This is a genomic window from Acinetobacter sp. WCHA39, assembly GCF_002165385.1.
Lineage (GTDB): Bacteria > Pseudomonadota > Gammaproteobacteria > Pseudomonadales > Moraxellaceae > Acinetobacter.
The window spans coordinates 1-25696 of the sequence record NZ_NHRP01000010.1; the positions used below are offsets into that span (position 1 = coordinate 1).

The window sequence follows — 25696 nt, forward strand, 5'->3', positions numbered from 1 at the left end:
TATGACAATTTTATATACTCCATAAACCCTTTAAATTAATTAGGTGGTTTATGTCGCACTTCAAGTTTTACTCTGCCATGATATCTATTTTTAACTTCTGTACTTGATAAAATTTCATCATCCCTTTCATCTATCCATTTATTAATTGATAGCTTTTTAAGGAATGGAAGTTCTCTGCGAATTATATATTGAAAATTTTTAGAGAACTCCAAAAGATCTTCTTTACTGTAATTTAAAGAATTACTATTATTATCCCGTATATATAAAGTGTTACTTTCTCTTTTTATGTAAAAAATACTTCTATTGAATGAAATCTCAAAACTAGCGAACTCATAATTCAATAACTGATCAAACTTTTGATTAATAAAATTATCAATTATTTTTAATATTGTCGATTTACCATAGCCATTTGGTGCCGTTATTATTTTAACATTATTCGATAAATCGCTAAAATCTATACGATAATCAAACTGACCAAATAATTTTTCAATTCTTATATAGTTGAAATCCATAATACCCCCTAGAAATTAAAAAACAAAAATATAACAAAAAATATCACATACAACAATATTCATCTAATTATTTTACTAAGTATAAAGATATTATTTTCTGCACAAAACAGCGTTGAGATTATAAGTGATGATGAAAAAAATACCTGTACTGTGTTTAGCGACTACACTGATCGCATCGTCTTCTCTCTGGGCAGCCGAAAATACAACAGCCACAAATGCAAACACGACAACAGCTGAAAAAACACTTCCTTATGGTGACAATCCTAGTCTCGGTCGAGTATTGCTGTACAAAACAGGTAAAGGGCTACAAAACCTAGGTGATTCAATTCAAGGTGCATCTGAAAATACATCACAAAAAATCAGTGAAAAGTGGAAAACCACCAAAGAATACACTGCTGAACAATCCATCATTGTTCAGGAACAAACCGAAAAAGCCAAACAATATACTGCTAAAAAATGGCAAGACACCAAAGATGCTGTAGTAGGTACAAATAATGGAAATGTGCCAATCGAACGTGCTGAACTGAGCCAACCCTCATCAAATTAATACGATTGAACAAAATTTATAGGAATGAATGAAACAATGACAGTTATGCCTTTTAAAACTATTTTGCTTTGTTTAGTCAGTAGTATTGGCTTTACCGCGTGTTCAACGCTCTCTTCTCAAACCGAGCAGCCTTTACAGCAACTGCAAGTGGTTCAGAACATTGATGCCCTACCCGATACCAAGACCAATGCCGCATCCTTAAATAAATACAAGAATCATTGCATGATCCAGTTTACAGGTTATTTTGATGGTGGGCAGAGTACGGAATCATGGGAATTTAAAGGCAATCAGTTGAGTCGGGCTTTTTCTGAGACCTATCAATATGTGCCGAATCGTTTATTCAATGCCGCCACTGAAAAACCTGTATTAGATCAGAAAACGCGAAAAACCACAGTATTTGACATTCAGAAACCTGAGGTAAAACATAACTTTGACAAGTTAAAAAGCTACTTTAACCAAACCGTTTTGGACCAATGTGGCTAAGTTTGCCATCTCCACAATTTCTATCCAAAGTGTTTTTAAGCTGTAATCTGGTTGTAAAGTTTTGCTGAAATACATACATTTCTGCTTTTTGCCCGTTATGATGCAGTGGCGTTGATGAAGTACCCCAAACGGTACATCGCTTAAGGAAATCGCAATGAAGAAAATGATCAAAACAGCTATCGTGACAACAAGTATTCTCGCTTCTGCCTCTATTTTTGCACAAAATGTTGGGGTCAATGCCAATGGCTCAGCTCAGGTTAATGTCCAGTCTGGTGGCTTGATTAGCGGCGTTGCAGGTGCGGTCAAAAATACTGCTCAGGGCGTAGGTCACGCAGCACATCATGTTGGCCATGCTGCTGTACACACAGGTGTAAATGTGGGTTCACAGGTGGTAGACAAAACCGCGAAAGTGGTTAAAAACACTAAGGATTATGCGGTAGAGAAAGCTGCTGATGGCAAGGAGTTTGCTGCTGAAAAAAGAGCAGAAGCAAAAAAACGTCATCAGCAACATCAGGCTGAGCAAAAGTCGATTGGCCTGAATACCCAAGCCGGGGTTAACGTTGGAAACTCATCCATTCAGGCACAAACGGGCTTGAATGCAGACAGGAAACAGGCTCAGGCAGGTGCAAATGTTGGTGTGAAAGTATTAGGTGTAAATGCGAACGTAAATACCAATGCAAAAGTGGGTACAAACTAATTTTCGAACCCATCGTTAAAAGCCCTTTGCTTAAGCAAAGGGCTTTTGATTATGTGATTTAGTCTATCAATTGTAGTTTGGTCTGCTCATCTGCATGATTTTCAATAAAATGTCCCTGCCCATGATCATCACAACTCAAGGTCAAGTTTTTATAACTGAGTTGATAAAATTCAGGATAGCGTTTAAAAATCAATAAAGACTGATCCAAAGCCAAAGCTTCACCGACTTTAACTAATTTATGAATCCCACGATCATTCATCGTCAAAACATAAGATTCTGCATTTAACTCAAGTTCAACAACGGCATTCATACTGGCTTTCAATGGCAACAGATATTGTTGATTCGCCTGAATTGCTTCAGCGTTATAAGCCTCTAGCTTTAAGCTGACTAAATTAAAAACTAACCATGTATTTTGAATCGTGAGAATGGTCGGCACTGAGCTGTCCATCTGTTGCATAAAATGCGGATGAATACCTAACTTCCGTAAATTTTGCTCAGTACCCTGTTGTAGATTAAATAATTGTTGAACCAATTTTTGCTTAAGAACAGCATCAAAATAACGTTCATCTAATTCAAAATCGTTATTTTGCAAGATTCGTAATAAAGCTTGATGATGGCTGCTCAATAATGCATCTAGTACATGGCGATAGTAGAACTTACTTTGCTTTTTAACCTCTCGAACACGCTTATAAAAATAAGTAATCTCAAAAGGTTGCTCAACAAAATCATTGAGTAATTGCGAACTTGCCAAAACCGAGAGTGCTTCATGTCCTGTAAAAGGCAAATGAATCACATGCATCTTTGGTAATAAGGGCTGTATTTTTAAGAAATGTTCTTTATCTTCTGCATAGTATGGATCATAGACAATGATGTATTCACGAGATGAATCCACTTCATCTGCCTGAATCTGCATATTTTGATGAATAGATGCGTCAAAAAATTCTGCATAACGGCGATCATGAACCACATCAGGGTCTATCGAATATTGTGGTACAAAAGCAACGATTTTATGCATATTCAATAAATTAGAATATTTAATCGCAGCATAACCTCCCATTGATCCACCATAACCCACAATCTGCTCAAACTGTTGTAAGGTCGGCTGAATCTGTCGCTGCATCTCAAGCATGCTGCTTTGAGGAAACCAAGATTTTTGCTTCGGCATAATACCGATGACATTGTATTGATATTTTATGAGTGATTTTTCAGCATTAATTGACATTCCTTTGGCACGACTAATCAAATCGCCAAACGAAACCACTAAAGTGTCACTTGAACCTTTTAAAAAAATAACGCGAATATGTTCATCTTCAAATATTATTTGCTTATCCATGCTCACACTGAAAAATTAATCCTAGGCTTGTCGCAAAAAGCCATCAAATGATGTCTTTGCCAAACCCTATTTGCGGAGTATCTTATTTTATAGAGATAAGACAGATTAAAAAGCGCAAAAAATGACACAATCCTTACATCCTTCCGCTCAAAAAGGCTTTAGTTTAGGGGCTGAACTGTATCAACAAGTTCGCCCCAGTTACCCACCAGAAATCCTCGTTTGGCTGCAAGATCAGCTCAAAGTCGGTGAAAATTCCAGTGTTATTGACCTTGGTTCAGGGACTGGCAAATTCTTACCTTTCCTACTTCAGACACAGGCAAAAGTGATTGCCGTTGAACCTGTGACAGCGATGCGAGAACAACTGGAGCAAAGCTATAGCACAGTCGAATGTCTACAGACTTCAAGCGATCAACTTCTGGTGAAGGATGAATCCATTAACGCCATTATTTGTGCCCAATCTTTTCACTGGTTCTCAAATATCGAAACGCTCAAAGAAATGTATCGGGTATTAATTCCTACGGGGCATCTTGGACTGGTTTGGAATCAACGTGATATTATTGTTGACTGGGTCAAAGCGTTGGCCGATGAAATCGCCCCATTTGAAGCAGATACACCACGTTATCATAGTGAGAAATGGAAACAGGTTTTTGAGCAACAACAGCTCTTTCAATTCAACGGTCTTCAGACCTTTCAACTCAAACATACAGGCACAGTAGAACAAGTGGTGAGCAAACGCTTACTTTCCACAAGTTTTATTGCAGCAATGCCAGAACATCAACAACAGCAACTGAAAGCAAGATTTGAACAAATTGTATTTGATTTTACAGGGCGAACTGCTCAAGATCAGATTGATTTTCCTTATACAACCTTTGCCTACCATTTCCAAAAAATAGCAAAGTAACAATAAATCAGGTGTTTCTATGACCTTTAAATTTAAAACCACGATTGCACTCAGTTGCTTGATCAGCTCTACACTATTACTGAGTGCTTGTAACAAAGATCCTAAAGCACCCTCTCAGCAAGAACAGCAAACTCAAAATTCTAATGATGCCATTGGTCAGCTTAAACAAATCCCGATTAAACAGTTCCCTACAACAGCTGACGATGCTCATGATATTGCGATTTTAGATGACTATGACCGTCGTTTTACCGAAATGAGCGACAGTATGGAAATAGAGCTGGCGAAGATGAAAGAAGCCAATACGCTCACTCCAGCGTTTGAACAGCAACGCCAAACAGATAATGTTCAATCGGCACTGAATATGCTGAAAGAGTTAGAACTTAAAACAGAACAAGGTCGATATATTCAAGGACTTTTATATGAATACTGGGATAATCAAGCCAAAGTACTTGAGCAAAGTACCTTAGCGAGTACCACAGAAAATACTGATACGGCCAAACAAGTTGATCATTTAAATGAATATCTACATGCGCAAAGCCAACTACACCATTGGAAAAGTTCTCAACCAACAGAAACTAAAAAGGCGAGCGAGTGATATAAAAAATTGAGGGTCATACGACCCTCTCTTGTTCAACAAGATTAGATTTTTTGTTTTTCTATCCACTGAATTGAATTAACACGGAATAACTCACAAGCACCATCACCCGTATCCGTAGGTGTTAAAGAAGATCGCCAAACCAAATCTTTATCCCGAATCTCAACCAACTCACCTTTCAACTGCACCAAATCCCCACGCTTCACTTGTTTGATTTGCTGGGCAATTTCAGGATTTGCGGGAATAATATGCATATTAGAAACCATTTGCATGGCTTGATTTGCAGGAACAGGTAGCTTATCTATTTTCCAATTCAAATAGCGGTCATATTGATTTACTGAGATTTTACGTGCGATCTCGGGCTTGGCAAACAAACCCCAACTCACGGCATAATCAATCGGAGAAAATTTTGCTTGTTCGTCATCTTGGTACATTTTAGAACCAAGAATACGGAAGTTGCCATAAAAAGGCTGTAACACCGAAATAGACTGATCCTTTGCGATCGGCGATAAACCATTGGCAATGTTATATTCTATTCCGCTGGTCGATGCATGTGTCTGACCAAGCATAACCACCATGCCTAAACTCATCCATAGACGTTTTTTCATGGCTCATCACCCTCAAAATCTAACTAAATTCTTAGAAAAGCGTATATCTTCATAGTATGCTTAGAAGATGAAAAAAATTACTTTTTTTAGTAACAATCAAACTTACTTTAGTCATATTTTTGTGGCTTTGTTACTGATTTCTCTAATCTGAATCAACGAATGGATCTCTATGATTTATCAATTCTATCAACGTCGAGTTTTCCCACATTTACTCAATCAAGTCATGCAGACTGCAAGTTTGATGGATAAGCGTCGTGAATTATTAGTTCCTATCGAAGGTGAAGTCCTCGAAATAGGTTTTGGTACAGGTTTAAATATTCCTTTCTATGGCAATGTTGACTCACTTTATGCTTTGGAACCCAATCCAGACATTTATCATCTTGCCGTTGAACGAGTTCAGCATGCGCCTTTTTATATTAAGCATGTACAATCCAGCGCAGAGAAACTTCCATTCGCCGATGCAAGTTTAGATCATATTGTTTCCACATGGACTCTCTGTAGTATTCCAAAACTTGATGTCGCCTTAGCAGAAATTTATCGAGTGTTGAAACCTACAGGCACCTTTCATTTAATTGAGCATGTGAAACATCCTGACTCGATCAAATTACAATCCTTACAGACCCTACTCACTCCGCTACAAAAAAGGATTGGAGATGGATGTCATCTCAATCGCGATATTGAACGACACCTTGCACAAGCTAAATTTAAATTTCTTGAAAAAGAATATTTTGATGCAGATGGTATTCCTGCGATTGCACAAAAAATGCTATTGGCTCGCGTGCAGAAGTTATAAATTCAAAGCAATCATTAATTTTCAAAATCAATTCTTAGCGTTTCAAAACGAATACGTCCTTCACGTACTGCTTGAGCAATTGCCTGCTGTCCTTTGCTCAAGCGCGCACCACCACTTTTAATATCAAGTAGAATCACTTCAATATCGTCTGCAGTCCCATCACCATCACGAAAATCGGTATAGCCATCAAAAACCACGTAATCGACAGGATCACCGAGAAATTTTGCATCACTGGGTAAATACTGAAATTCAGGTAAAATCGGTGCAAACTGTTCTGCCATTTTTCCTTTTAACACCGCACGACTGGTATTTACACTACGTTTCTGTGCATCTAGCAAAGCTTGCTTATGTTCTAATTCTAATTCAGCAATATATTTTTCATATTCCGCCTGAATACGACCATTCCGCGTATTGGACAAAATCAGCGTGGTAATCACAACACCAATACAACCACCAATTAACATTGCAAGCCAAACCGACATAAAACTTTCCTTTTTCTGAATCTGCTATTTAACTGCAACATTAAACTTTTGTCATGTGTCACACACTCTACTGAAAAAGATGCTAAGGTATAGTTGAATACAAAACGCTTGTTAAAAAATCTAATTTCATGAAGACAATATTAATTGCAAATCAAAAAGGTGGCTGTGGTAAAACCATGACAGCCATTACGCTTGCCACAGCACTGTCACAAAAGGGCTATAAGGTCGCGTTGGCTGATGCTGATAACCAAAAATCATCATTACAATGGTTAAAACAACGCCCTGAAACTGTTGCTGCCATTCAAAGCCTCGACTGGAGGCATGAGAAATCAATTGGTGATGCACCTAAACATCTCGATTATTTAATCATTGATGCCCCAGGCGCACTGTCAGGTGAGCATGCAGAACAATTGGTCAGCGAAGCCCATGCCATTGTGACCCCTTTACAGCCCTCATTCTTTGATATTGATAGTACGCGTCGGTTCCTAAAACATTTACAAGACATCAAACGCATACGTAAAGGAAAAGTACAAATTCTGTTGATTGCCAATCGCGTGAAAGCGAATAGCTCTAGTTCAAAAGACATTCAAGACTTCTTTAATAAGATTGAACAAGAACCTGTCGCATGGATTTCAGAACGTAGTGCTTATGGCACGTTGGCTATGCAAGGTTTAAGTATTTTTGATAAACCACAGAAAAATTTTGTGAGTATTCAAAGCCAATGGCAACCCGTTCTGAATCAGTTAGTCGATGATCCAAGTGAATGGTTTTAAGCCGCCTTGCTCCATTAGCAGGATGGAACAAGGCATGAGACCATTGATGTAACTGCATTAATAAAACTTATCTTTATTTAGGTTCAATGAAAGGTGCGGGGTTTGGGCTAGGTTGGTCTGTGTCATCACCCTCATCTTTCAGGTTATGTCTCATTTCATCACTATCGAGGTTTTCCATAGCTTTACGGATGGTCTCGTTACCGTGACTGCCATCATTTGACTGGATTGCCTGTTCACGTTCCGCACCTTGCTCCTGTAGTGCATTTTCAGGATTTTTAGGAATATCTTCCCTTTCTATAGCCTGCTGTAATTGATCACTGTCCGTCAGGCCTTCCACTTGCTGATAACTGAGTTTATCACCGTTCAAGAGGGTAGCCACTGCGCTTTCGGCTTGTGTACCATTGCTGTTATTCGGTTGTGAATGATGGTCCTGACCTGTTTTTGCAGAGGTATTGTCCTGATTATTTGAATGTGTCATCGAACTGCTCCTTAAATTCACTTTATGGATGTGTGATGAATTCAATATAACAATACGCTTTGTAACTCTTTGCCAACTCTTGTATTAAACTCGATAGCAAATGTTGCTATGGTAAGTTGCTGTATTGCAGTCTTAAAACTTTCGTAAATGCTGAGATATACATATTGCCGATCACTGGCCACTCCATTGAAAATAATCGGCTGGCTGAAACATGCCAACGGTTTAGCCCCTGATTCCATTTAGAGATTTCAACGTGAAATTACTGAATGAAAATTTTACTGGACGCATTTTTCAGTTAATATGATTTTATTCAACTTTTAGCCCTAGAGACGGAAGCTTGTGCAACAATACGCTCCCACATTACAACGTGTTTTATTGTTTGGACTGTTCTTTGTCTTAATGTATTTGGGATTCAGCATTCTCAAATACTTTATCGTCCCTGTTCTTTGGGCAGCGATTATTGCTTATATGACATGGCCTGTTTATTTATGGGTACAACGTCGCTTTTTCGGTGAAAATCGACCAACGCTAAATGCAACGATCATGATTACGTTGGTCATTTTAGTGATTGGGGTTCCCTTTGTTTGTGCCATTTTCATGCTGCAACTCGAAGGCCGAAATTTATATTTTAATTTACAAAAACAATTATTTTCAGGTCATATTCAAGTCCCCGAGTTTATAAAAACACTTCCGATTGTGGGTAAGGATATCAGTCGTACAGTCAATGAATTAAGTGCCGATCCGAATAGTATTGCGAAGAATGTTGCCGAATGGATACAAGGTCATTTGAGCTATGGCCGTTTTGTACTGAGTGAGATTAGTCGGAATTTAGTTAAACTGACCTTTGCAATCATGACGTTATTCTTTTTCTATCGGGATGGACAGATGATTCTGGCACAGGTCAGCCGCGCTATGGAAATGGTGATTGGCCCACGTGTACACCATTATCTAGAAACCATTTCAGAAACAACACGCGCTGTAGTGTATGGCGTGGGATTAACTGCTGTGGCACAAGCCATTTTAGCAGGTCTCAGTTACTTTGTAGCAGGTGTGCCGAACCCAATGCTACTCACCATGGTAACGTTTATTTTGGCCTTAATTCCATTTGGAACTCCCATCTCCTATTTAGGGGTTGGTTTATGGCTATTTGCTCAAGGCCAAACTGTCGAAGCAATTGGTGTGATTACATGGGGTCTCTTGATTGTAAGTAGTTCAGATAATGTGATTCGACCTTTAGTTATCTCAGGTGCAACTCAAATTCCATTCATTTTAATTATGTTTGGTGTGCTAGGAGGAATCGCAAGTTTTGGTTTAGTGGGCTTATTTATTGGTCCAGTCATCTTAGCTATTTTATTGGCAATCTGGCGTGAATGGCTGCATGAGAATGTTCAGGAGCCAATCGCTGCCATTGAAGCGCCACCTGAAACAAAGTCGTAATCTATTTACACGATTTACCATTTAATCTTACTGACAACTTGCGAGTTATCCCATAGTTTATTTGAATCAAACTAATAAAGCTGATAGATAAGGATAATTTGCAATGATTTCAACGGTACAAAAGTCTTGTGTTCTGACAAGTTTAGTTTTGATGATGAGTGCATGTTCTTCTATTAACTTAGACAGCAATGCATCCAAAATTCAAACACAGCCAACGACAGCAGATCAGAAACAACTCATACAAGTTTACCAAGTCGATGCCAATGGTGTGGGTGCATCCATTGGAACAGTAACATTTAAACAAACAGCAAAAGGTTTATTAATTACCCCCGCGCTTGGAAAACTTTCCCCAGGTGAACATAGTTTCCATATCCATGAAAATGCCTCATGTGAAGCTGCTGAAAAAGAGGGCAAAATGGGAGCCGCCCTCGCTGCGGGCGGGCATCTTAACCCAGAGAAAGTTGCCCATCACGGTACGCCACTGGATGGACATTTAGGTGACCTGCCTGCCCTAACCGTGACTGACAAGGGTTTTGCAACAACGCCTGTGCTTGCCCCACGCCTGAAACTTACCGATATTCAGGGTCGGGCAATCATGATTCACGCAGGTGGCGATAACTATTCAGATTCACCTAAGCCTTTGGGCGGTGGCGGAGATCGGGTTGCCTGTGGTGTGATTAAGTAAAAAGTATTTTAGGCACTGTGGGTATCTAAAAAGATATCCACAGTTTCGTAGATATTTTATGCAGCTACAAATGACTACGCCACTGGTTCAGCATATTATTCACTAATTGATTCCCTCGGCTTTACGTTCTTGCATCACTTGTTTGAGCACAGCTCTTGGTTGCATAAACCAAAAACCGATCAAACTGACACTCGCTAATGCAAAAGCCCATATATGGAAATGCGTATAAAGTACACGCACCAATTCTATAATCACAAAGAAACTCATCATCAATAGCATTGAAACAGCCGCAGCGACTGTCCCTTTGGATACTTCTGAAGACATTAATGCAAAACGATATAAAACTGAAAAACTAATCCCCTCTCCTAAGCTTATTAAGGTCATACCGATCAATAAACACGGCACTAGATAAGTTTGCCAAATCACACCTAAAATTAAAAACAGCGTTCCAATCAACATAATCGGTAAGCCCATCAAAATGGTTTTGCCTAATGGAAAGCGATCAATGATTTTGATCAGGATAATATTCCCTGCAATTAAGCCAAAAAATACAGGAAATTGCGCTAAACCATATTGCACACTACTGAGCTTTAACTCATCGACCAAGATGATGGGTGACAGCGCAATCCACAGCATTAATGGCATCCCAACCAAAGGTAAAGCAATGCTTAACCCTAAGAAACGGCGATTGGTGAATACTTTTTTAAAATCATCAAAAATATAAATAAAAGGTTGTCTCGCTCGACGCTCTGGGGTTGCTGGCATAAATTTATTTAGACCAAACCAACTCAGGAATGAAATGATTGCAATCGCAACAAAACCCCAATGCCAAGAGACATAATCAATCAGAAATGCACCCAGAACAGGCCCAAGTAATGGCGCAAGCAAGGAAATATTGGCCATTAATGCCATCACTTTAATGGCATCACGTTCCTCAAATGTTTCCTGAATTGCAGCATAACCCACTGCCGAAATGACCGTAAGGCCAATTCCCTGTAAGAAACGTAAAGTCAGGAATTGTTGGATATTCTGCGTCAATAAGATCAGCAAACAACAGATGGTAAAGAAAGCCACGCCTGCCAATAATACTTTCTTACGTCCAAGACGGTCTGACAGAGGTCCAAGCAACCAAGCAACACTTGCTCCACCCAATAAATAAAAAGACATGGAAGATGGTGCCCATGTTGCACTAACACCGAATTGTTCTGTAATTGCCAACATTGCTGGCTGAATTAAGTCATTACCAATATAGACTGAAAATTCGAATAGCACTAAAGCTAATGGAAACATGAGCGTTATACGGTTTAACGTCATGCTTTGATTGTTCGTCATCATGTTCTATTCACAAAAATAACCAATTCGCGTGCATCTATTTCCTTGAAAAAAAGAAAATAGATTCCGCACTACGTCATTTTATGGTTCTGATTTAAATTAAATTTTGATTTCCATGCAGTGAGAGCGCATGTAAAAGTGTGAAAACACCGTATTCACAAGGTGTATTAAGAAAACTATTTATTTACGTGAGATTGGTAAAAGTTTACCTATTGGCAAAATGGCCAAGCGTGACTTTAGCACTTTTTAAAAATGCCTGCAATTTAAGCAATAAAAGGAATTGTGTGGATATGTGAATAACCTAAAAGTTATCCACATTTTTGTTTGGTTTTTATTCATCGTCAATTTATCAATGCGATTCAGGAACACAATTCAAACTGGAATTTATTGGTATTGTCCCCTCTCGCACACTGATAGCTTTGTTTTTTATTTACAATCTTCCAGACTTCTTGATCACGCTTTAACTCATATTCGGTACGAATAGCTGCAACAGAATCATCTAATTGGGCTTGTTCAACAGTGATTTCCGCATCTGTTGGGTTTTCAGCACGATTAAACTGCTGATCAATTTTGAGATTAGTTTCATCATGAAATAAATTTGGTTGATCGAGTAAAACCGCATGTATTGCTGTACTTTTTTGTACCGCTGCTTGTTGCTGTGACTGTGCAATCGGCTGATTACATGCGGCTAAAAATAAGCTACACCCTAAAACCATCCAAATTTTATACATTTTGTACCTTTCCTATTTACCACATGCATTTATGCTACTATGCAAAACTGGATTTCAAAGCAACAAAATGTATGTGACTTATGAGAGATTTGTTGTATTTATCAATCATTTGAACATCATCACAAGTCAATAAAAAAACAAATTTTATAACATAAACATCACCACGGATTAGGCATCACCAATGTCAGATTTAGCAAAAAAATTAGCAATTATTTTAGTCGTCAGTAGTACGATTGTCGGCTGTTCGAAAAAAGAAGAAGGTGCTGCAAGCGATGCATCTGTAGCGACAGAAAGTGCGGCGCCCAATAGTGAAACAATTCGAGCAAATGCAGCAAAAAACCCCGAACAGCTGGTAAGCACACAACAAAGTGCTCTCGAACAAAATCGGCAATTAATTAAAAGTGCTGAATTAAAATTTGAAGTGAACGATGTATTAAAAACCACATCTACGCTTGAGCAACAGTTATTGCAATACAATGGCTATATTGAGAATAAGCAAATTGACTATCAAGTGAGTGACCGTTCTCAACATGATCGTATCGATGGAACCGTGGATATTTATGAAAAAATCACGCCCACGGTACAACTGACGGTACGTATTCCAAATGATCAGGTGACAACATTTCTAAATCATTTACTGCCTTTAATGCTGAACTTTAATACACAAAGCTACGAAGCAAAACGTTATGAATTAAAACTCTTAGAAGAGAAACTCAATACAGCGAACCAAAGTAATAGCGCATCTAATGCAGTAAATAATCAATTACAACAGCTCACTGATTTAGAAGTGAAAGATCGCCTAGCGTATAGCACCATTCGTTTAGAATTTTTCCAACAGCCAAAAGTGCGTAAGAGTCATGACCTCAATATTCATCGTATTGCATCACTAGACAGCGATCCATTACTCACCCGAATAGCCGAAGCATTCAAAATTGGACTATCCTATTTTAAAGAAACGCTCATCTGGTTGATCCAATTTTGGGCGTTTTATATAGTGATTATTGCAATTTGGTTAATCCGTAAAGCTTATAAAACACGAAAACAGAACCCATAATTATTGATTTTTAGTCAATAGTATTTTGCTTATTTATACATTTTTACTCATGAATAGATTTTCTAAAATATATCCAAGTTTTAGAAATCTATTTTTGAGTTTAATTCTATGAGCAATATTTTAATTATTAATGGTGCTAAACAATTCGCTCACTCGAATGGTGAATTGAATGACACCCTGACTGACTTTTCCGAATCACATCTAAAAGCTTTAGGTCATACAGTACAAGTGACACGTACCGACAGTGACTATGACATCCAAGCCGAAATTGAAAAATATTTATGGGCAGATGTAGTAATCTATCAAATGCCAGGTTGGTGGATGGGCGCGCCATGGACCATGAAAAAATATATTGATGATATTTTTACGATTGGTCATGGTTCACTCTATGCCAGTGATGGACGTAGCCGTTCTGATGCATCGAAAAAATATGGTTCAGGTGGCTTGCTCCAAGATAAAAAATACATGTTGTCGTTGACATGGAATGCACCAATTGAAGCGTTCACTGATCCAGATCAATTCTTTCACGGCGTTGGCGTTGATGGTGTGTATTTAGCTTTCCATAAAGCCAATCAATTCTTGGGTATGGAATCATTACCTACATTTATCGTGAATGATGTAATCAAAATGCCCGATGTACCAAGCTACATTGAAGCGTACAAAGCCCATTTAGATCAGCTTTTTGCGACTGCCCATTAAGAGAGAAATCCTATGTTGACGATTATTGCAGAAATTCAGACACATGCAGGTGCAGAACATCGCCAAGCAGTTTTAGATGCTTTCCAAAAAATCATTCCAACTGTACTGGCAGAGGATGGTTGTCATGGCTATGCCCCATTGATTGATCACCTGCCAGCGATTGCTATGCAGACGCAAGATGAAAATAGCATTGTGATGTTAGAAAAATGGCAAAGTACTGCTCATCTCGAAGCACATATGCAAACTGCACATATGCAGCAGCATTTTGAAGCGACCAAAGCTCATTTGGCTAATGTCAAAGTGCGTATTTTGGAAAGTGGGATTTAGAACAAAGATTGGTTATTTATCAAATCCTCACAAAATATATGATAGTCGGTAATGTCATCTGCAACCTGCGAGATTTCAAGAAGATGCTGTTTCTGCGATAAATTTTAATTAATGCAAGAAGTGAACAGGTTTTGCAGATGACAATGCCTTTGGTTACTTTGGGCAAAATCAAAGTAACTCCAGCCGAAGGCTAATCTTAAATATGAATGAGAATACTATACGACTCTGTCAAGACAAAAAAATATAAGTAAATGATTTTACTTATAATAATACTGCTTCAAATGCCGACTATACTCCGTTAAATAACTCTCTAAGCCCTCTCGACGATCAGCTTTTTGCATCTCTTTAGTAGCCAACTGTTCAATATTGGTTTCCAGTAAATTCAGAATCGCAGTTTGCTCCATTTCAGGAAGTTGAGCTTTCTCTTTCTGCTGTTTTTTAATTTCTAAATAATCCTCTGCCCAATGACGTAATGGATCATGCTCAGAGACTTGCGCAAATAAATCGGTAATCAGTAATTCAGGCATGACTTCTTGGGTTGCTAACTCTGCCGACATCAAACCACGGATCGAATAAAATACTTTCTTATAGGTAAAATTATCTGCAGTTTGCATCACTTTTATGCCACCTTTCGCAAATGATAAGTAGTGGTGATACAACGCGCTATAATCGATTCGCTCAAGCAATCCATCGCGAAAAGTTTGCCATTCTGGAAAAGCATTAAAATAAACAATATGCGCTCTGACCCATTCCAAAACTGTTGGGTTACTTTTTGCCAGTAATCCAAACATTTTATCGAGATCATAGGACACAAAGTCAAAATCGCCGTCCATGATTTCGATTAGATCACGATACTTTTTATAGTCAAAATATTGATCTTTACTCGGCAAATGGAAGCCACGCACATCATAGTCACTGTCAGGGCTAGCCATACCCCATAGACGACTCCCACTTTCAATATAAAATAGTGGAATATCTTGGCGCTGTTGAAATAGTTTTTCGATTTCATGATGGATGTTCATGTTATTTATTCTGCTTAATAAGAGTTTGGTTAATCACCTTCCATTGATAATTATCATCTTGTTTGACGATATACTTGAATTTATTTGCTGGAAAATTATTTCCTCCATCTTTTCCACCATATTTATCATCAGCATAATTCCATGAAATGATTTCCAAAGTCTTTGGTTGAAGCATTTTCACAGACTCTATAAAGCGAAAGTTTATATTTTCATAAATATCTGTACCTAGAGCATCATCATTTTGTACTAGAAATGGTCTACTTTCAGAAAATCGTGAGACTTCTGAAAGAATCGCTGAATATGTCCCACTACCCCCCTGACACCCTCGATCCCCACCCCATAAGATGAAATAACTAGAGATACCTGAAGATAAATCTCTATCTATTGTAAATACATCTTTCATCGTAGTACGAATTTCTGAATCTTTTTCAAAGGTTGTCATACATGCAGTAACTTCTGAATATTTCTTAATCACATTTAAAACTTGTACTTTTTCCTGATTTTCAGTTAAGGCATAGCTATTCTTCATGGCAATAATATTTAAAATAGAAAATAATAAAATATGAGATATTTTCATTAAAAGTCCTTTTAATATTAAAGTTCGGTTACTTATTAAGTTCTAGGTATAACAAAAAAGCGCATCTTACGATACGCTTTTAACAGAACTTCTTTTATTTAATCAAGTATTAAAGATCAAATAATTTACCTGGATTCATAATCCCATTTGGATCAAATGCCAATTTTAATGCTTTCATATATTCAATTTCTTCAGGCGAACGTGAATATTCTAAATATGGTTTCTTGGTCATCCCTACACCATGCTCGGCAGAGATCGAACCATCATATTTTTTCACAGTATCAAACACGTATTTATTCACTACCTGACACTTCGCAAAAAACTCATCTTTAGTCAGGTTTTCAGGTTTTAAAATATTTAAGTGCAGGTTGCCGTCACCAATATGACCGAACCAGCAGATTTCAAAGTCTGGATAGTTTTGTGAAACGATCGCATCAATTTCTGAGATAAACGCAGGTACATGCGTAATCAACACTGAAATATCATTCTTATAAGGAATATACGGCGCAATTGACTCTGAAATATCTTCACGTAAACGCCATAAGCTTTGAGCTTGCTCTAAGCTTTGGCTCATTACACCATCAATCACCCAACCTTGTTCCATACAATGCTCAAAAATCTGCATTGCTTTGTCCATGATCGGTTCATACGGTGCTTCAAATTCGAGTAATACATAGAATGGGCAAGTTGTTTCAAATGGACGTTGTACATGACCACGATCCAATACTTTTTGCATCGCCATTTCACCAAAGAATTCGAATGCGGTTAAGTCGATTTCTTTTTGGAAAGCATGTAATACAGGCATCACTGCTTCAAAGTCAGGCGTACCCAATACCATGACTTGTAGGTTTTGTGGTTGACGCTCAAGTTTAATTTCAGCTTCAGTGATTAAACCTAATGTACCTTCACCGCCGATAAATAAATGCTGTAAGGCATAGCCTGTCGCATTTTTAATCATGCCTTTGTTTAAACGTAAAATGTCACCTTTGCCCGTCACAACTGTCAAACCAAGTACCCAATTACGCGTCATGCCATATTTAATGACCTTAATACCGCCCGCGTTTGTACCAATGTTTCCACCGATTTGACTTGAACCAGCTGAAGCGAAGTCCACTGGGTAATACATACCTTGTTGTTCAGCATAATTTTGCAGTTGTTCAGTCACAACACCCGCTTGAACGCGAACCATACGATCTGCTGGCAAAAATTCTAAGATTTGATTCATCTTGTCAAAACTAATCACGATTTCGCCATTATTCGCCACCGCACCAGCAGATAAACCTGTACGACCACCTGATGGCGTGATTGCCACTTTAAAACGGTTCGCCAGTTTTACAATCGACTGAACTTGTTCAGTGCTTGATGGAAAAACGATGACTGATGGGTTCGGATCAAAATGTTTAGTATGATCTCGCCCCCAATTTTCTAAACTGTCAGCATCGGTTTTAATACGGTTTTCACCTACAATTGCCGTCAATTGGGTCAATAATTCAGGTGTCAAAGCGACTGAAGCATTCATCGTTTACAGGCCTAGCAAGAAGTAAATATAGGGCTTTTGGATGACAACATAATATCTTTCAAAACCTTACAAACAAAGGTCTGGAAACATCCAAAATATAGAAACGCTAGCGAAAGCATCAAACTTTCAATTGATCAGTTTGATTATCGTATTTCCTTATTTTACATGTAAGCAAGCGAGGGATAAAGCACAGGATGGCAATAGTGTCATAACAAAATGTGTATAAACCCTAAAATTCATTCGAAACTGAAAAAATTCTCAACATTTATGCTGAGCTAATTTTAAACGAAATATCTATATCTCAAAGCTCTATGCTATGATACTGCAACTAAATTTTGGCCTTTGTAGCGGAGCCGTAATGAGCCAACATCTATCACTACCTAAAGACAAAATCCGTTTCCTTTTGTTAGAAGGTGTGCACCAAAATGCCATCGATACATTAAACGCTGCGGGTTATACCAACATCGACTACCACAAAACTGCACTTGAAGGTGAAGCTTTAAAAGAAGCGATCAAAGATGCTCATTTTGTTGGTATTCGTTCGCGTACTCAATTGACTGAAGAAATCTTTGAAGCAGCGAATAAATTGATTGCGGTAGGTTGTTTCTGTATCGGTACCAACCAAGTCGATTTAAAAGCAGCGATGTCTCGTGGTATCCCTGTTTTCAACGCACCATATTCAAATACACGTTCGGTTGCAGAATTGGTTCTTGCTGAAGCAATTTTATTACTTCGTCGTGTACCTGAAAAATCAAAAGATACACATGCAGGCGGTTGGAACAAATCTGCAGTTGGTTCTTTTGAAACGCGTGGCAAGACTCTAGGTATTATTGGCTACGGTTCAATTGGTTCACAACTTTCAGTTTTAGCTGAAAGCTTAGGTATGAAAGTTTGCTATTATGATGCGGTAACTAAATTACCGTTAGGTAATGCACGCCAAGTGGGTTCATTGGATGAGCTTTTAGAAACTGCTGATGTAGTTTCTTTACACGTTCCAGATGTTCCTTCTACACGTAACTTCTTCAAAAAAGAACAGTTCGCAAAAATGAAAGAAGGTTCGATCTTCATTAATGCTGCACGTGGTACATGTGTCATCATTGAAGATTTGGCAGATGCGATTAAATCTGGTCACATCGCTGGTGCAGCGGTCGACGTATTCCCGAAAGAACCAAAAGCAAATGGTGAAGAATTCCAGTCTCCACTTCGTGGCTTAGACAACGTGATTTTAACACCACACGTGGGTGGTTCTACGATGGAAGCACAAGCAAACATCGGTTTAGAAGTTGCTGAAAAATTCGTTGCATATTCAGATAAAGGTATGACACTTTCTGCGGTGAACTTCCCAGAAATTGCATTACCACTTTCTGACGGTCAACACCGTTTACTTCACATCCACAAAAACGTGCCAGGTGTGTTGTCTAAAATCAATACATTATTTGCTGAACAAGGCATCAACATCTCTGGTCAGTCTTTAATGACCAAAGGTGATATTGGTTATCTCGTTATGGATGTTGACGCATCTGCTTCTCAAGAAGCACTTGATACCTTAAGCCAAGTTGAAGGCACAATTCGTGTACGTGTATTGTTCTAAGCTAAATTTAGAATAATCTATAAAAAGCCACAGCAATAGCTGTGGCTTTTTTATTCGCATTTGAATTATTATGTGAATAATATACCAATTGTTCAAATAATAAGTTGCTTCTCTAATGTTAAAAACCCCACTTCATGCCTTATTGTTATTAATGATTGCCATGTTGTGTGTACAAGGAAGCGGTTCTTTAGCCAAAATTCTGTTCCAAAGTTTTCCAGTCCTTACCGTATCAGCCATGCGTCTGTTTTTTGGTGCACTCATTTTAGCGGTAATTTTTAAAATTTGGACCATCAACTTCAAAGTGGTTCGTTGGAAAGCGATTCTCAGCTATGGTTTTGCACTTGCTGGAATGAACGCCCTGTTTTATTTATCACTAGAGCGTTTGCCTTTGGGCTTAGCGGTTGCCTTTGAGTTTATCGGCCCTTTAAGTGTTGCACTATTTCATGCACGACAGCGCTATGATTTTATTTGGGTGGGTTGCGCTATTCTAGGTTTGGTATTGCTATTTCCTCTACAACAAGCACAACAACATCTAGATTTAGTCGGTGTATTTTTCGCTGTGGCTGCAGGTGCATGTTGGGCGCTATACATTATCGCAGGTCAAAAACCATCAGGTATTTCAGGTAATCATACGGTTTGTTTAGGCATGAGTATTGGTATGCTGTGTTTATTACCTTTCGCCATCTTTTCAGGGGCGCTTGATCGTGTCATTGAATTGCCAAATATCTACTATTTTATTGGACTTGCAATCTTAGCAAGTGCATTGCCCTTTACTTTAGAAATGATCGCTTTAAGAAGCCTAACTCCTTTAAGTTTTGGAACACTCATGAGTCTTGAACCTGCCGTAGCTGCATTATCAGGATTTATTTTTCTGGGTGAGACTTTATTGTGGAATCAATGGCTTGCGCTTGGCACGATTATCATCGCATCGATCGGTTGTACATTTACCACTCAACATGCTCGACAGCAAAAAGTGAATAAATAAAATGAAAGCGTTCCATCACGATGTACTGTCTTCATCTTATAATCAAACCACCTATCTTGTAGGTATTTTTTACTTTGCTTTTGTAGATCTTCCATGAAAAATATCCAGTTGGTCGCGGTGCTGTACATGGTTCTTTCCATGGTGTCTTATCAAATCAGCGCTTCATTTGCCAAACAACTTATTGCAACACTTGATCCACTGACCGTCACGATTCTACGACTCTGTTTTGCAACGATTTTGGTTGCGATCATGTTCCGCTCATGGAAAGTATTATCTAAGCTAAAGTATTTAAAATGGCGTGATTTATTACTTTATAGTGCATCCTTAGGTTGTATGAATATTCTGTTTTATACATCTTTAGGCAAACTGCCTCAAGGGATTGCTGTAGGCCTAGAATTCATCGGTCCTTTAGGATTAGCATTACTATCAATCAAACAGCGCAGTGATTATATTTGGGTGGTTTTTGCTATCTTAGGAATCGCATTAATGGTTCCTTGGCACGATGCGAACTCGGAAAATTTTTCCTACTTTGGAGCTGCTTGCGCTTTAAGTGCTGGACTCTTTTGGGCCTTGTATATTTATTTTGGGCATCGCGTAGTACAGCAAAATATTGGGATGCATGCGCTTACTATTGCGATTGGTTTATCTGCCCTGACCTTACTTCCCTTTGGTCTGTGGAGTAATGCACCTGCTCTACTCGACACTCAATATTGGGGTAAAGCTTTAGTCATTGCAATTCTAGCTACAGCTATTCCTTATGCACTCGATCTCATGGCACTAAAACGTTTAAGTAAACTCAGCTATGGTACGCTTTCAAGCCTTGCACCTGCGCTTGCTGCTTTAGCAGGACTCGTGTTACTGCATGAACAAATTAGCCTGATTCAATGGGTGGCATTGGGCTGTATTATGATTGCATCGATTGGAGTGACCTTACGTGGGGAAAAATTTCAAACACAGTAAGAGCACTCCTTTCTGCTCATTTTCGTTATAACGAAAATGAGCTATCTGCATTTTTATATTTCTGATATTCAGTAAGATATTTTTTACCTAGTTTTTCCTTTTCATCATCCTCTAATATTTTTCCAGCCTGTTGGAAAAATTTATGTTCCTCTTCCTTTAAGTGATGATGGACTTTTTCACTTAATTGTTTTGCTGTCGCTAACCAACTCGGATTACTCATATCAGTTTCTTCTAATTTTTCAACCAGTTCATCCATTTCATGATGCTCAGATAAAGCATGGCGGATAATGTCTAAACCCACATCATCAAACATTAGAGGAATATATAAATAACGGTCTTCGGCAACTGAATGCGCATAGAGTTCATTCTTAAGCTGTTTAAATAAATCTTCCCTTTCTTGAGTATGTCCGCTGGTCTGAATTAATCGTTCAGCTAAGTTACGTTGTTGTTCGTGGCTTTCTCTGAGTGCCTCAAATATATTCATTCTTTACCTCTGCGATGGCTAGCATAATCAAGACTTACTTCAATTCTTATCTAGTTGATCTGTTTGGCTGAGCTTTCATATTAAAAAATGATACTTTTTTAAACAGCGATGTTTGCGTAGGTTTTTGTATGGAAAGTTTATTTTTATAGATTAAACTGCAACAAAGATTTGATAAGCCAACCGACAAATTAAAATACTGACCAAAATCAAAAATAAAATACGAATAAAACTACTACCGTATTTCAAAGCCAAACGTACACCCAATAATGAACCTGCAATATTGGCAGCCGCCATCATAAAACCAAGCTGAAAGAAGATATGCCCTGCGGGAATAAAGAAGCTCAGTGCCGCCAGATTCGTCATAAAATTGCCAATCTTGGATAATGCAGAAGCATGTAAAAAATCGACTTGAAGAAAGCGAATAAAAAAGAAGATAAAGAAGCTACCTGTACCAGGACCAAAGATTCCATCATAGAAACCGATCGCTAAACTACCCAATGCGGCAAAAAATAACAATTTTGGTGTGATGTGTTGATCAACATGTACTTGCCCAAATTGCTTTTTCATAAAGGTATAAATCGCAATCACAATCAGCATGACTAAGACAATCGGTCTTAATATATGAGTAGGCACCAATGAAACGCAGGCTGCACCTACATACGCACTGACAAAAGCAAAAATTGCGATCACCCATAATAATGACCACTGCAACTTTACTCGACGTACAAATGAAAGAGCTGCTGAACCCGTTCCAAAAATAGAGGCAAGTTTATTTGTTCCAAATAATGTTGCAGGAGCCGTTTGTGGTAATGCACCCATTAATGCTGGAATCTGAATTAACCCACCACCACCAACTGCCGCATCAATGGTTCCCGCACAGAATGCAAAGAACACCAAACTCAGAATCAGCTCCCATTCCATCAACACTAACTCTATAAATTCAACAAACGTTTTGGCACAAGACGCTTTTTATCTGTAATTTCAGCTAAGCCTAAACAACGCTCACCATCGAATACCAATACTTCAGCAGCAGCTTCGTGCTCAATATTACTTTCTTGACCATTACCAAAATATTTTTCACGCCCTTCGGGTAATTGAACCCGTGGAAAATGCTCAACAGGTGCATAAACAGGCAACAATAATGCATCCCGCTGTTCCTGAGTAAGCCCTTCTAAATATTCGATGGTATAACTTGGATTAATTTCAAAATGACCCGTTTGAGTACGATGTAATTTTGTTAAATGTCCACCGCAGCCCAAAGCTTCACCAATATCTTCACCTAACACTCGGATGTAAGTTCCTTTAGAACACGTCACATCTAAGGTCAAACTGTCTTCGGTAAAACTTAAAAGCTTGAGTTCATAAATAGTGACTGGACGCGCTTCACGCTCAATTTCAATTCCTTGGCGCGCTAACTCATACAAAGGGCGACCTTCTCGTTTCAGTGCCGAATACATCGGTGGCACTTGCTTGATATCACCACGAAACTGTTCTAGAACCTGTTCAATATTAGCTTCAGTTAATGCAGGCACATCTCTTTGTTGAAGAATTTCCCCTTCAACATCACCCGTAGCAGTTGTTTGTCCAAGTTTTACTGTTGTTTGATAACGTTTGGTAGAATCCAATAAATAATGCGAAAACTTGGTTGCCTCCCCTAAGCAAATCGGTAATAAACCTGTTGCAAGCGGATCTAAAGCACCTGTATGTCCTGCTTTCTGTGCATTAAAAAGTCGACGTACTTTTTGCAATGCCGAATTAGAACTTAAACCTAACGGCTTATTTAATAAGAAAACACCACTCAGATGGCGATAAGAACTTTTTTTCATAAATGAAAAGTCAAAGTATAAAACGGTATTTTATCAAAACTATTCATCGGATTTTTAAAAATTAAACGCTCAAAAAAACAACATTTATGATAAATTTATATTCGTTTCCGAAATTAAAAGCAAATGGATTATGCTTAATGAATAAAAATGGAAAAAAAATAGCATTATTATGTAGCTTATTGATCATTTCAGCAGTCACGCTGAGCGTATTGTATTGGTTATATCCAAATCAGTCTCAGCAATCACTTGATTCAACTGATGAATATAGCAACAACAGTAATCCATCACAGCTACATAAGAATCCAAAGAATATCAATCAACTCGATACTTCTTTTAATAGCATCAGCCAAATGGATACTGAGATTGACTGCAATTTACAATTCAATAGCGCTCAGCATTTAATTGTGAATGAACGCACGCGGAATTGTTTTGAGTATTTTATTTCTCAATACGGCGAGCGGAATATTGATGAAATTCGGCATAACTTTCAGCTTTATATCGCTAAAACATTTCAAGCTTCACAACAACAGCAAGTTTTAACCTTATGGTCACGTTATTTAGAATATCGCCAAGAGCTCAGTAAATTACAGACTCAACAACCCACACAGGAAAGCTATCAATATTTCCAGACTGTTTTTAATGCCATGCATGATTTAAAACAACGTTTCTTTTCAAAGCCTGAAATAGAAGGCTTATTTGGCGCTGAGGATATTTATCAGCAATATACGCTCGACCGTATGCAAATTTTAGAAAGTAATGCACTGGATGCTGGAGCAAAAGCGAAACAATTACAACAACGCTTTGAACAACTTCCTCAGGATTGGCAAGACAATCTTAAGGATTTATCCAAACTTGATGATTTGCACTCCTTAACTGCACAAATCAAGGCCAGAAATGGTTCAGCGCAGGAACTTCGGGATATGCGGGTCAATCTGGTTGGAGAGGCAGCCACCCAACGTTTAGAGCAGCTTGATCAACAACGTTCTGACTGGAAGCAACGCGTACAATCCTATCTGGATGAACGTAAAACCATTGTAGATAGCAATATGAGCACTTCAGCCAAAGATCAAGCCATTCAACAGCTCAAACAACAACAGTTCCAGTCTCCACAGGAACAGCAACGTATACAAACATTTGAAACGGTTCATGACCAAGGAGGAACCTTACCTTTTAGCAACTAGGAACACGTAATACAAGACATTGAAATAATGCGATTTAGCAAGGATGCAATGTCAGTTCGCAAGAACATCAAGACCCTGATGAAAACAAAAATCGAGAGAAATATCATGCAAAAACTAATCCGCTGTCTTGCACTATCTATGATAGCAATGAGCGTATCAACAAGCTACGCATCAAACGCAACACAAGTTACAGGTACGGCCTCCTCTACTTATGCAAAAACCAAATATCCGATGGTCTTTGTACATGGTGTCGCAGGTTTTTCACGTGTAGGAAGTGATCCTCTAGGCGTTGATTACTGGCATCAAATCCTACCTGACCTTGCTCGTAATGGTGCAAATGTCTGGGCGACACGACTTTCCCCTTTTAACTCACATGAAATTCGTGGTGAACAACTCGCGCAGCAAGTTGAAGAAATTATTGCGATTACTGGACAACCTAAAGTTAATTTAATCGGTCATAGCCAAGGTGGTCCAACGATCCGTTACGTGGCTGGCATTATGCCGAATAAAGTTGCCTCATTAACCAGTGTAAGCGGAACCCATAAAGGCTCACCTGTCGCTAGTTTAATTATGAATGTAGATGGTACTGTCTTAGGTACAGCTGGCTCTGCCGTCGTGAACTTTTTCTCAGGCGCAATTACATGGGCACAAGGACTTAATCCAAAAAGCTATCCTCACGATGCTTTAGCCGCTGGACGTAGTATTTCAGTAGAAGGTTCAACCAAATTCAATACACGATTCCCAATGGGCGTACCAACTACAACATGTGGCGAAGGTAATTATCAAGAGAAAGGAATATATATGTATTCATTCTCAGGGACTCAAGCAGTCACAAACATTCTTGACCCTCTTGATCCACTATTTGCAGGTACGAGCCTAATTGTCGATATTAAAGGAGATAATGATGGTATGGTAAGCCGTTGTAGCGCTAAGTTTGGACGTACGATCAGAGATAATCTCCCTTGGAATCATGCAGATGAAGTGAATCAGGTTTTAGGTTTGAAATCACTGTTTGCACCTGATCCAATTGATATTTATCGTCAACATGCCAATCGACTAAAATTACAAGGACTATAGAATAGCC

General features: G+C 38.5%; 30 protein-coding genes. 17 read left to right on the top strand and 13 right to left on the bottom strand.

All coding sequences use genetic code 11. The annotated features are described in order from the left end of the window. Positions 1-35 precede the first annotated feature (35 nt). The gene (locus CDG56_RS06645) at positions 36-512 is read right to left on the bottom strand and encodes a hypothetical protein (protein ID WP_087547340.1); all 477 of its coding nucleotides are present in this window, start codon (positions 510-512) and stop codon (positions 36-38) included. Positions 513-642: 130 nt separating this feature from the next. Between CDG56_RS06645 and CDG56_RS06650 the strand changes: the two genes are divergently transcribed. From CDG56_RS06650 to CDG56_RS06660, 3 genes are all read left to right on the top strand, one after another. Beyond that, the gene (locus CDG56_RS06650; RefSeq protein ID WP_087547403.1) at positions 643-1059 is read left to right on the top strand and encodes a hypothetical protein; all 417 of its coding nucleotides are present in this window, start codon (positions 643-645) and stop codon (positions 1057-1059) included. Between the two features lie 36 nt (positions 1060-1095). Beyond that, a complete protein-coding gene (locus tag CDG56_RS06655) occupies positions 1096-1542 on the top strand; it encodes a hypothetical protein (RefSeq protein WP_087536033.1) in 447 nt (148 codons plus the stop codon). 154 nt (positions 1543-1696) lie between these two features. Beyond that, the gene (locus CDG56_RS06660) at positions 1697-2239 is read left to right on the top strand and encodes a hypothetical protein (RefSeq protein WP_087547341.1); all 543 of its coding nucleotides are present in this window, start codon (positions 1697-1699) and stop codon (positions 2237-2239) included. Positions 2240-2297: 58 nt separating this feature from the next. Here the strand turns inward: CDG56_RS06660 and CDG56_RS06665 are convergent, their stop codons facing one another. Beyond that, positions 2298-3572 carry a hypothetical protein gene (locus tag CDG56_RS06665; protein WP_087547342.1) on the bottom strand — a complete coding sequence of 425 codons (1275 nt, stop codon included), beginning with the start codon at positions 3570-3572 and terminating at the stop codon, positions 2298-2300. Between the two features lie 121 nt (positions 3573-3693). On the opposite strand from CDG56_RS06665, the gene CDG56_RS06670 reads away from it, so the two are divergent. Both CDG56_RS06670 and CDG56_RS06675 read left to right on the top strand, forming a co-directional pair. Next, positions 3694-4473: a class I SAM-dependent methyltransferase gene (locus tag CDG56_RS06670; RefSeq protein WP_087547343.1), complete on the top strand. Its 780-nt coding sequence runs from the start codon at positions 3694-3696 to the stop codon at positions 4471-4473. Positions 4474-4492: 19 nt separating this feature from the next. Then, positions 4493-5068, top strand: a complete 576-nt coding sequence (locus CDG56_RS06675; protein ID WP_005156411.1) for a hypothetical protein — start codon at positions 4493-4495, stop codon at positions 5066-5068. A gap of 44 nt (positions 5069-5112) precedes the next feature. Here CDG56_RS06675 and CDG56_RS06680 read toward each other — a convergent pair whose 3' ends face one another. Beyond that, the gene (locus CDG56_RS06680; RefSeq protein WP_087544161.1) at positions 5113-5676 is read right to left on the bottom strand and encodes a hypothetical protein; all 564 of its coding nucleotides are present in this window, start codon (positions 5674-5676) and stop codon (positions 5113-5115) included. 169 nt (positions 5677-5845) lie between these two features. Between CDG56_RS06680 and CDG56_RS06685 the strand changes: the two genes are divergently transcribed. Continuing rightward, positions 5846-6469, top strand: coding sequence for a class I SAM-dependent methyltransferase (locus CDG56_RS06685; protein ID WP_087547344.1), 624 nt, complete (start codon positions 5846-5848; stop codon positions 6467-6469). Positions 6470-6483: 14 nt separating this feature from the next. Here CDG56_RS06685 and CDG56_RS06690 read toward each other — a convergent pair whose 3' ends face one another. Next, positions 6484-6951, bottom strand: a complete 468-nt coding sequence (locus CDG56_RS06690; RefSeq protein ID WP_005156416.1) for a Holliday junction resolvase-like protein — start codon at positions 6949-6951, stop codon at positions 6484-6486. Between the two features lie 128 nt (positions 6952-7079). Between CDG56_RS06690 and CDG56_RS06695 the strand changes: the two genes are divergently transcribed. Further along, a complete protein-coding gene (locus CDG56_RS06695) occupies positions 7080-7724 on the top strand; it encodes a ParA family protein (protein WP_005156418.1) in 645 nt (214 codons plus the stop codon). A 73-nt stretch (positions 7725-7797) separates the two neighbouring features. Here CDG56_RS06695 and CDG56_RS06700 read toward each other — a convergent pair whose 3' ends face one another. Next, positions 7798-8202 (bottom strand): hypothetical protein, encoded by a 405-nt coding sequence (locus CDG56_RS06700; protein WP_087547345.1) that lies wholly within the window; start codon positions 8200-8202, stop codon positions 7798-7800. 339 nt (positions 8203-8541) lie between these two features. Here CDG56_RS06700 and CDG56_RS06710 point away from each other — a divergent pair, with 339 nt between their 5' ends. Beyond that, complete coding sequence (locus CDG56_RS06710) at positions 8542-9639, top strand: AI-2E family transporter (protein ID WP_005156434.1); 1098 nt, start codon at positions 8542-8544, stop codon at positions 9637-9639. A 103-nt stretch (positions 9640-9742) separates the two neighbouring features. Further along, complete coding sequence (gene sodC / locus CDG56_RS06715) at positions 9743-10324, top strand: superoxide dismutase family protein (RefSeq protein ID WP_087547347.1); 582 nt, start codon at positions 9743-9745, stop codon at positions 10322-10324. Positions 10325-10426: 102 nt separating this feature from the next. On the opposite strand, the gene CDG56_RS06720 is transcribed toward sodC, so the two are convergent. Continuing rightward, positions 10427-11656: an MFS transporter gene (locus CDG56_RS06720; RefSeq protein ID WP_171295119.1), complete on the bottom strand. Its 1230-nt coding sequence runs from the start codon at positions 11654-11656 to the stop codon at positions 10427-10429. Positions 11657-12015: 359 nt separating this feature from the next. Next, the gene (locus CDG56_RS06725; RefSeq protein ID WP_004660233.1) at positions 12016-12387 is read right to left on the bottom strand and encodes a hypothetical protein; all 372 of its coding nucleotides are present in this window, start codon (positions 12385-12387) and stop codon (positions 12016-12018) included. 181 nt (positions 12388-12568) lie between these two features. Between CDG56_RS06725 and CDG56_RS06730 the strand changes: the two genes are divergently transcribed. From CDG56_RS06730 to CDG56_RS06740, 3 genes are all read left to right on the top strand, one after another. Next, complete coding sequence (locus tag CDG56_RS06730; RefSeq protein WP_087547348.1) at positions 12569-13441, top strand: DUF4349 domain-containing protein; 873 nt, start codon at positions 12569-12571, stop codon at positions 13439-13441. A 108-nt stretch (positions 13442-13549) separates the two neighbouring features. Beyond that, positions 13550-14140 (top strand): NAD(P)H-dependent oxidoreductase, encoded by a 591-nt coding sequence (locus CDG56_RS06735; RefSeq protein WP_087547349.1) that lies wholly within the window; start codon positions 13550-13552, stop codon positions 14138-14140. 12 nt (positions 14141-14152) lie between these two features. After that, positions 14153-14467 (top strand): putative quinol monooxygenase, encoded by a 315-nt coding sequence (locus tag CDG56_RS06740; RefSeq protein ID WP_087547350.1) that lies wholly within the window; start codon positions 14153-14155, stop codon positions 14465-14467. A gap of 257 nt (positions 14468-14724) precedes the next feature. Here the strand turns inward: CDG56_RS06740 and CDG56_RS06745 are convergent, their stop codons facing one another. From CDG56_RS06745 to CDG56_RS06755, 3 genes are all read right to left on the bottom strand, one after another. Further along, complete coding sequence (locus CDG56_RS06745) at positions 14725-15489, bottom strand: DNA polymerase beta superfamily protein (RefSeq protein WP_087547351.1); 765 nt, start codon at positions 15487-15489, stop codon at positions 14725-14727. Position 15490: 1 nt separating this feature from the next. After that, on the bottom strand, positions 15491-16066 hold the full coding sequence (locus CDG56_RS06750; RefSeq protein WP_087547352.1) for a hypothetical protein: 576 nt from the start codon (positions 16064-16066) through the stop codon (positions 15491-15493). Positions 16067-16175: 109 nt separating this feature from the next. Continuing rightward, entirely contained in the window at positions 16176-17585 is a 1410-nt protein-coding gene (locus CDG56_RS06755) for an FAD-binding oxidoreductase (protein WP_087547353.1), read from the bottom strand. Between the two features lie 358 nt (positions 17586-17943). Here CDG56_RS06755 and serA point away from each other — a divergent pair, with 358 nt between their 5' ends. The 3 genes from serA to CDG56_RS06770 all read left to right on the top strand — a co-directional run bounded on the left by serA (position 17944) and on the right by CDG56_RS06770 (position 21121). After that, positions 17944-19176 (top strand): phosphoglycerate dehydrogenase, encoded by a 1233-nt coding sequence (gene serA / locus CDG56_RS06760; protein ID WP_004660223.1) that lies wholly within the window; start codon positions 17944-17946, stop codon positions 19174-19176. A 115-nt stretch (positions 19177-19291) separates the two neighbouring features. Further along, positions 19292-20161, top strand: a complete 870-nt coding sequence (locus tag CDG56_RS06765) for an EamA family transporter (RefSeq protein WP_087536016.1) — start codon at positions 19292-19294, stop codon at positions 20159-20161. Between the two features lie 93 nt (positions 20162-20254). Beyond that, positions 20255-21121, top strand: coding sequence for an EamA family transporter (locus tag CDG56_RS06770; protein WP_087547354.1), 867 nt, complete (start codon positions 20255-20257; stop codon positions 21119-21121). A 25-nt stretch (positions 21122-21146) separates the two neighbouring features. Here the strand turns inward: CDG56_RS06770 and CDG56_RS06775 are convergent, their stop codons facing one another. The 3 genes from CDG56_RS06775 to truB form a co-directional block, all read right to left on the bottom strand. Further along, positions 21147-21605 (bottom strand): hemerythrin domain-containing protein, encoded by a 459-nt coding sequence (locus CDG56_RS06775; RefSeq protein WP_087547355.1) that lies wholly within the window; start codon positions 21603-21605, stop codon positions 21147-21149. Positions 21606-21755: 150 nt separating this feature from the next. Next, entirely contained in the window at positions 21756-22526 is a 771-nt protein-coding gene (locus CDG56_RS06780) for a sulfite exporter TauE/SafE family protein (RefSeq protein WP_087547356.1), read from the bottom strand. 11 nt (positions 22527-22537) lie between these two features. Continuing rightward, positions 22538-23431: a tRNA pseudouridine(55) synthase TruB gene (gene truB / locus CDG56_RS06785; RefSeq protein WP_004660218.1), complete on the bottom strand. Its 894-nt coding sequence runs from the start codon at positions 23429-23431 to the stop codon at positions 22538-22540. Between the two features lie 137 nt (positions 23432-23568). On the opposite strand from truB, the gene CDG56_RS06790 reads away from it, so the two are divergent. Both CDG56_RS06790 and CDG56_RS06795 read left to right on the top strand, forming a co-directional pair. Next, the gene (locus CDG56_RS06790) at positions 23569-24612 is read left to right on the top strand and encodes a lipase secretion chaperone (protein WP_087547357.1); all 1044 of its coding nucleotides are present in this window, start codon (positions 23569-23571) and stop codon (positions 24610-24612) included. A gap of 105 nt (positions 24613-24717) precedes the next feature. Next, entirely contained in the window at positions 24718-25689 is a 972-nt protein-coding gene (locus tag CDG56_RS06795) for an esterase/lipase family protein (RefSeq protein ID WP_087547405.1), read from the top strand. The last annotated feature ends 7 nt before the right edge of the window (positions 25690-25696 follow it).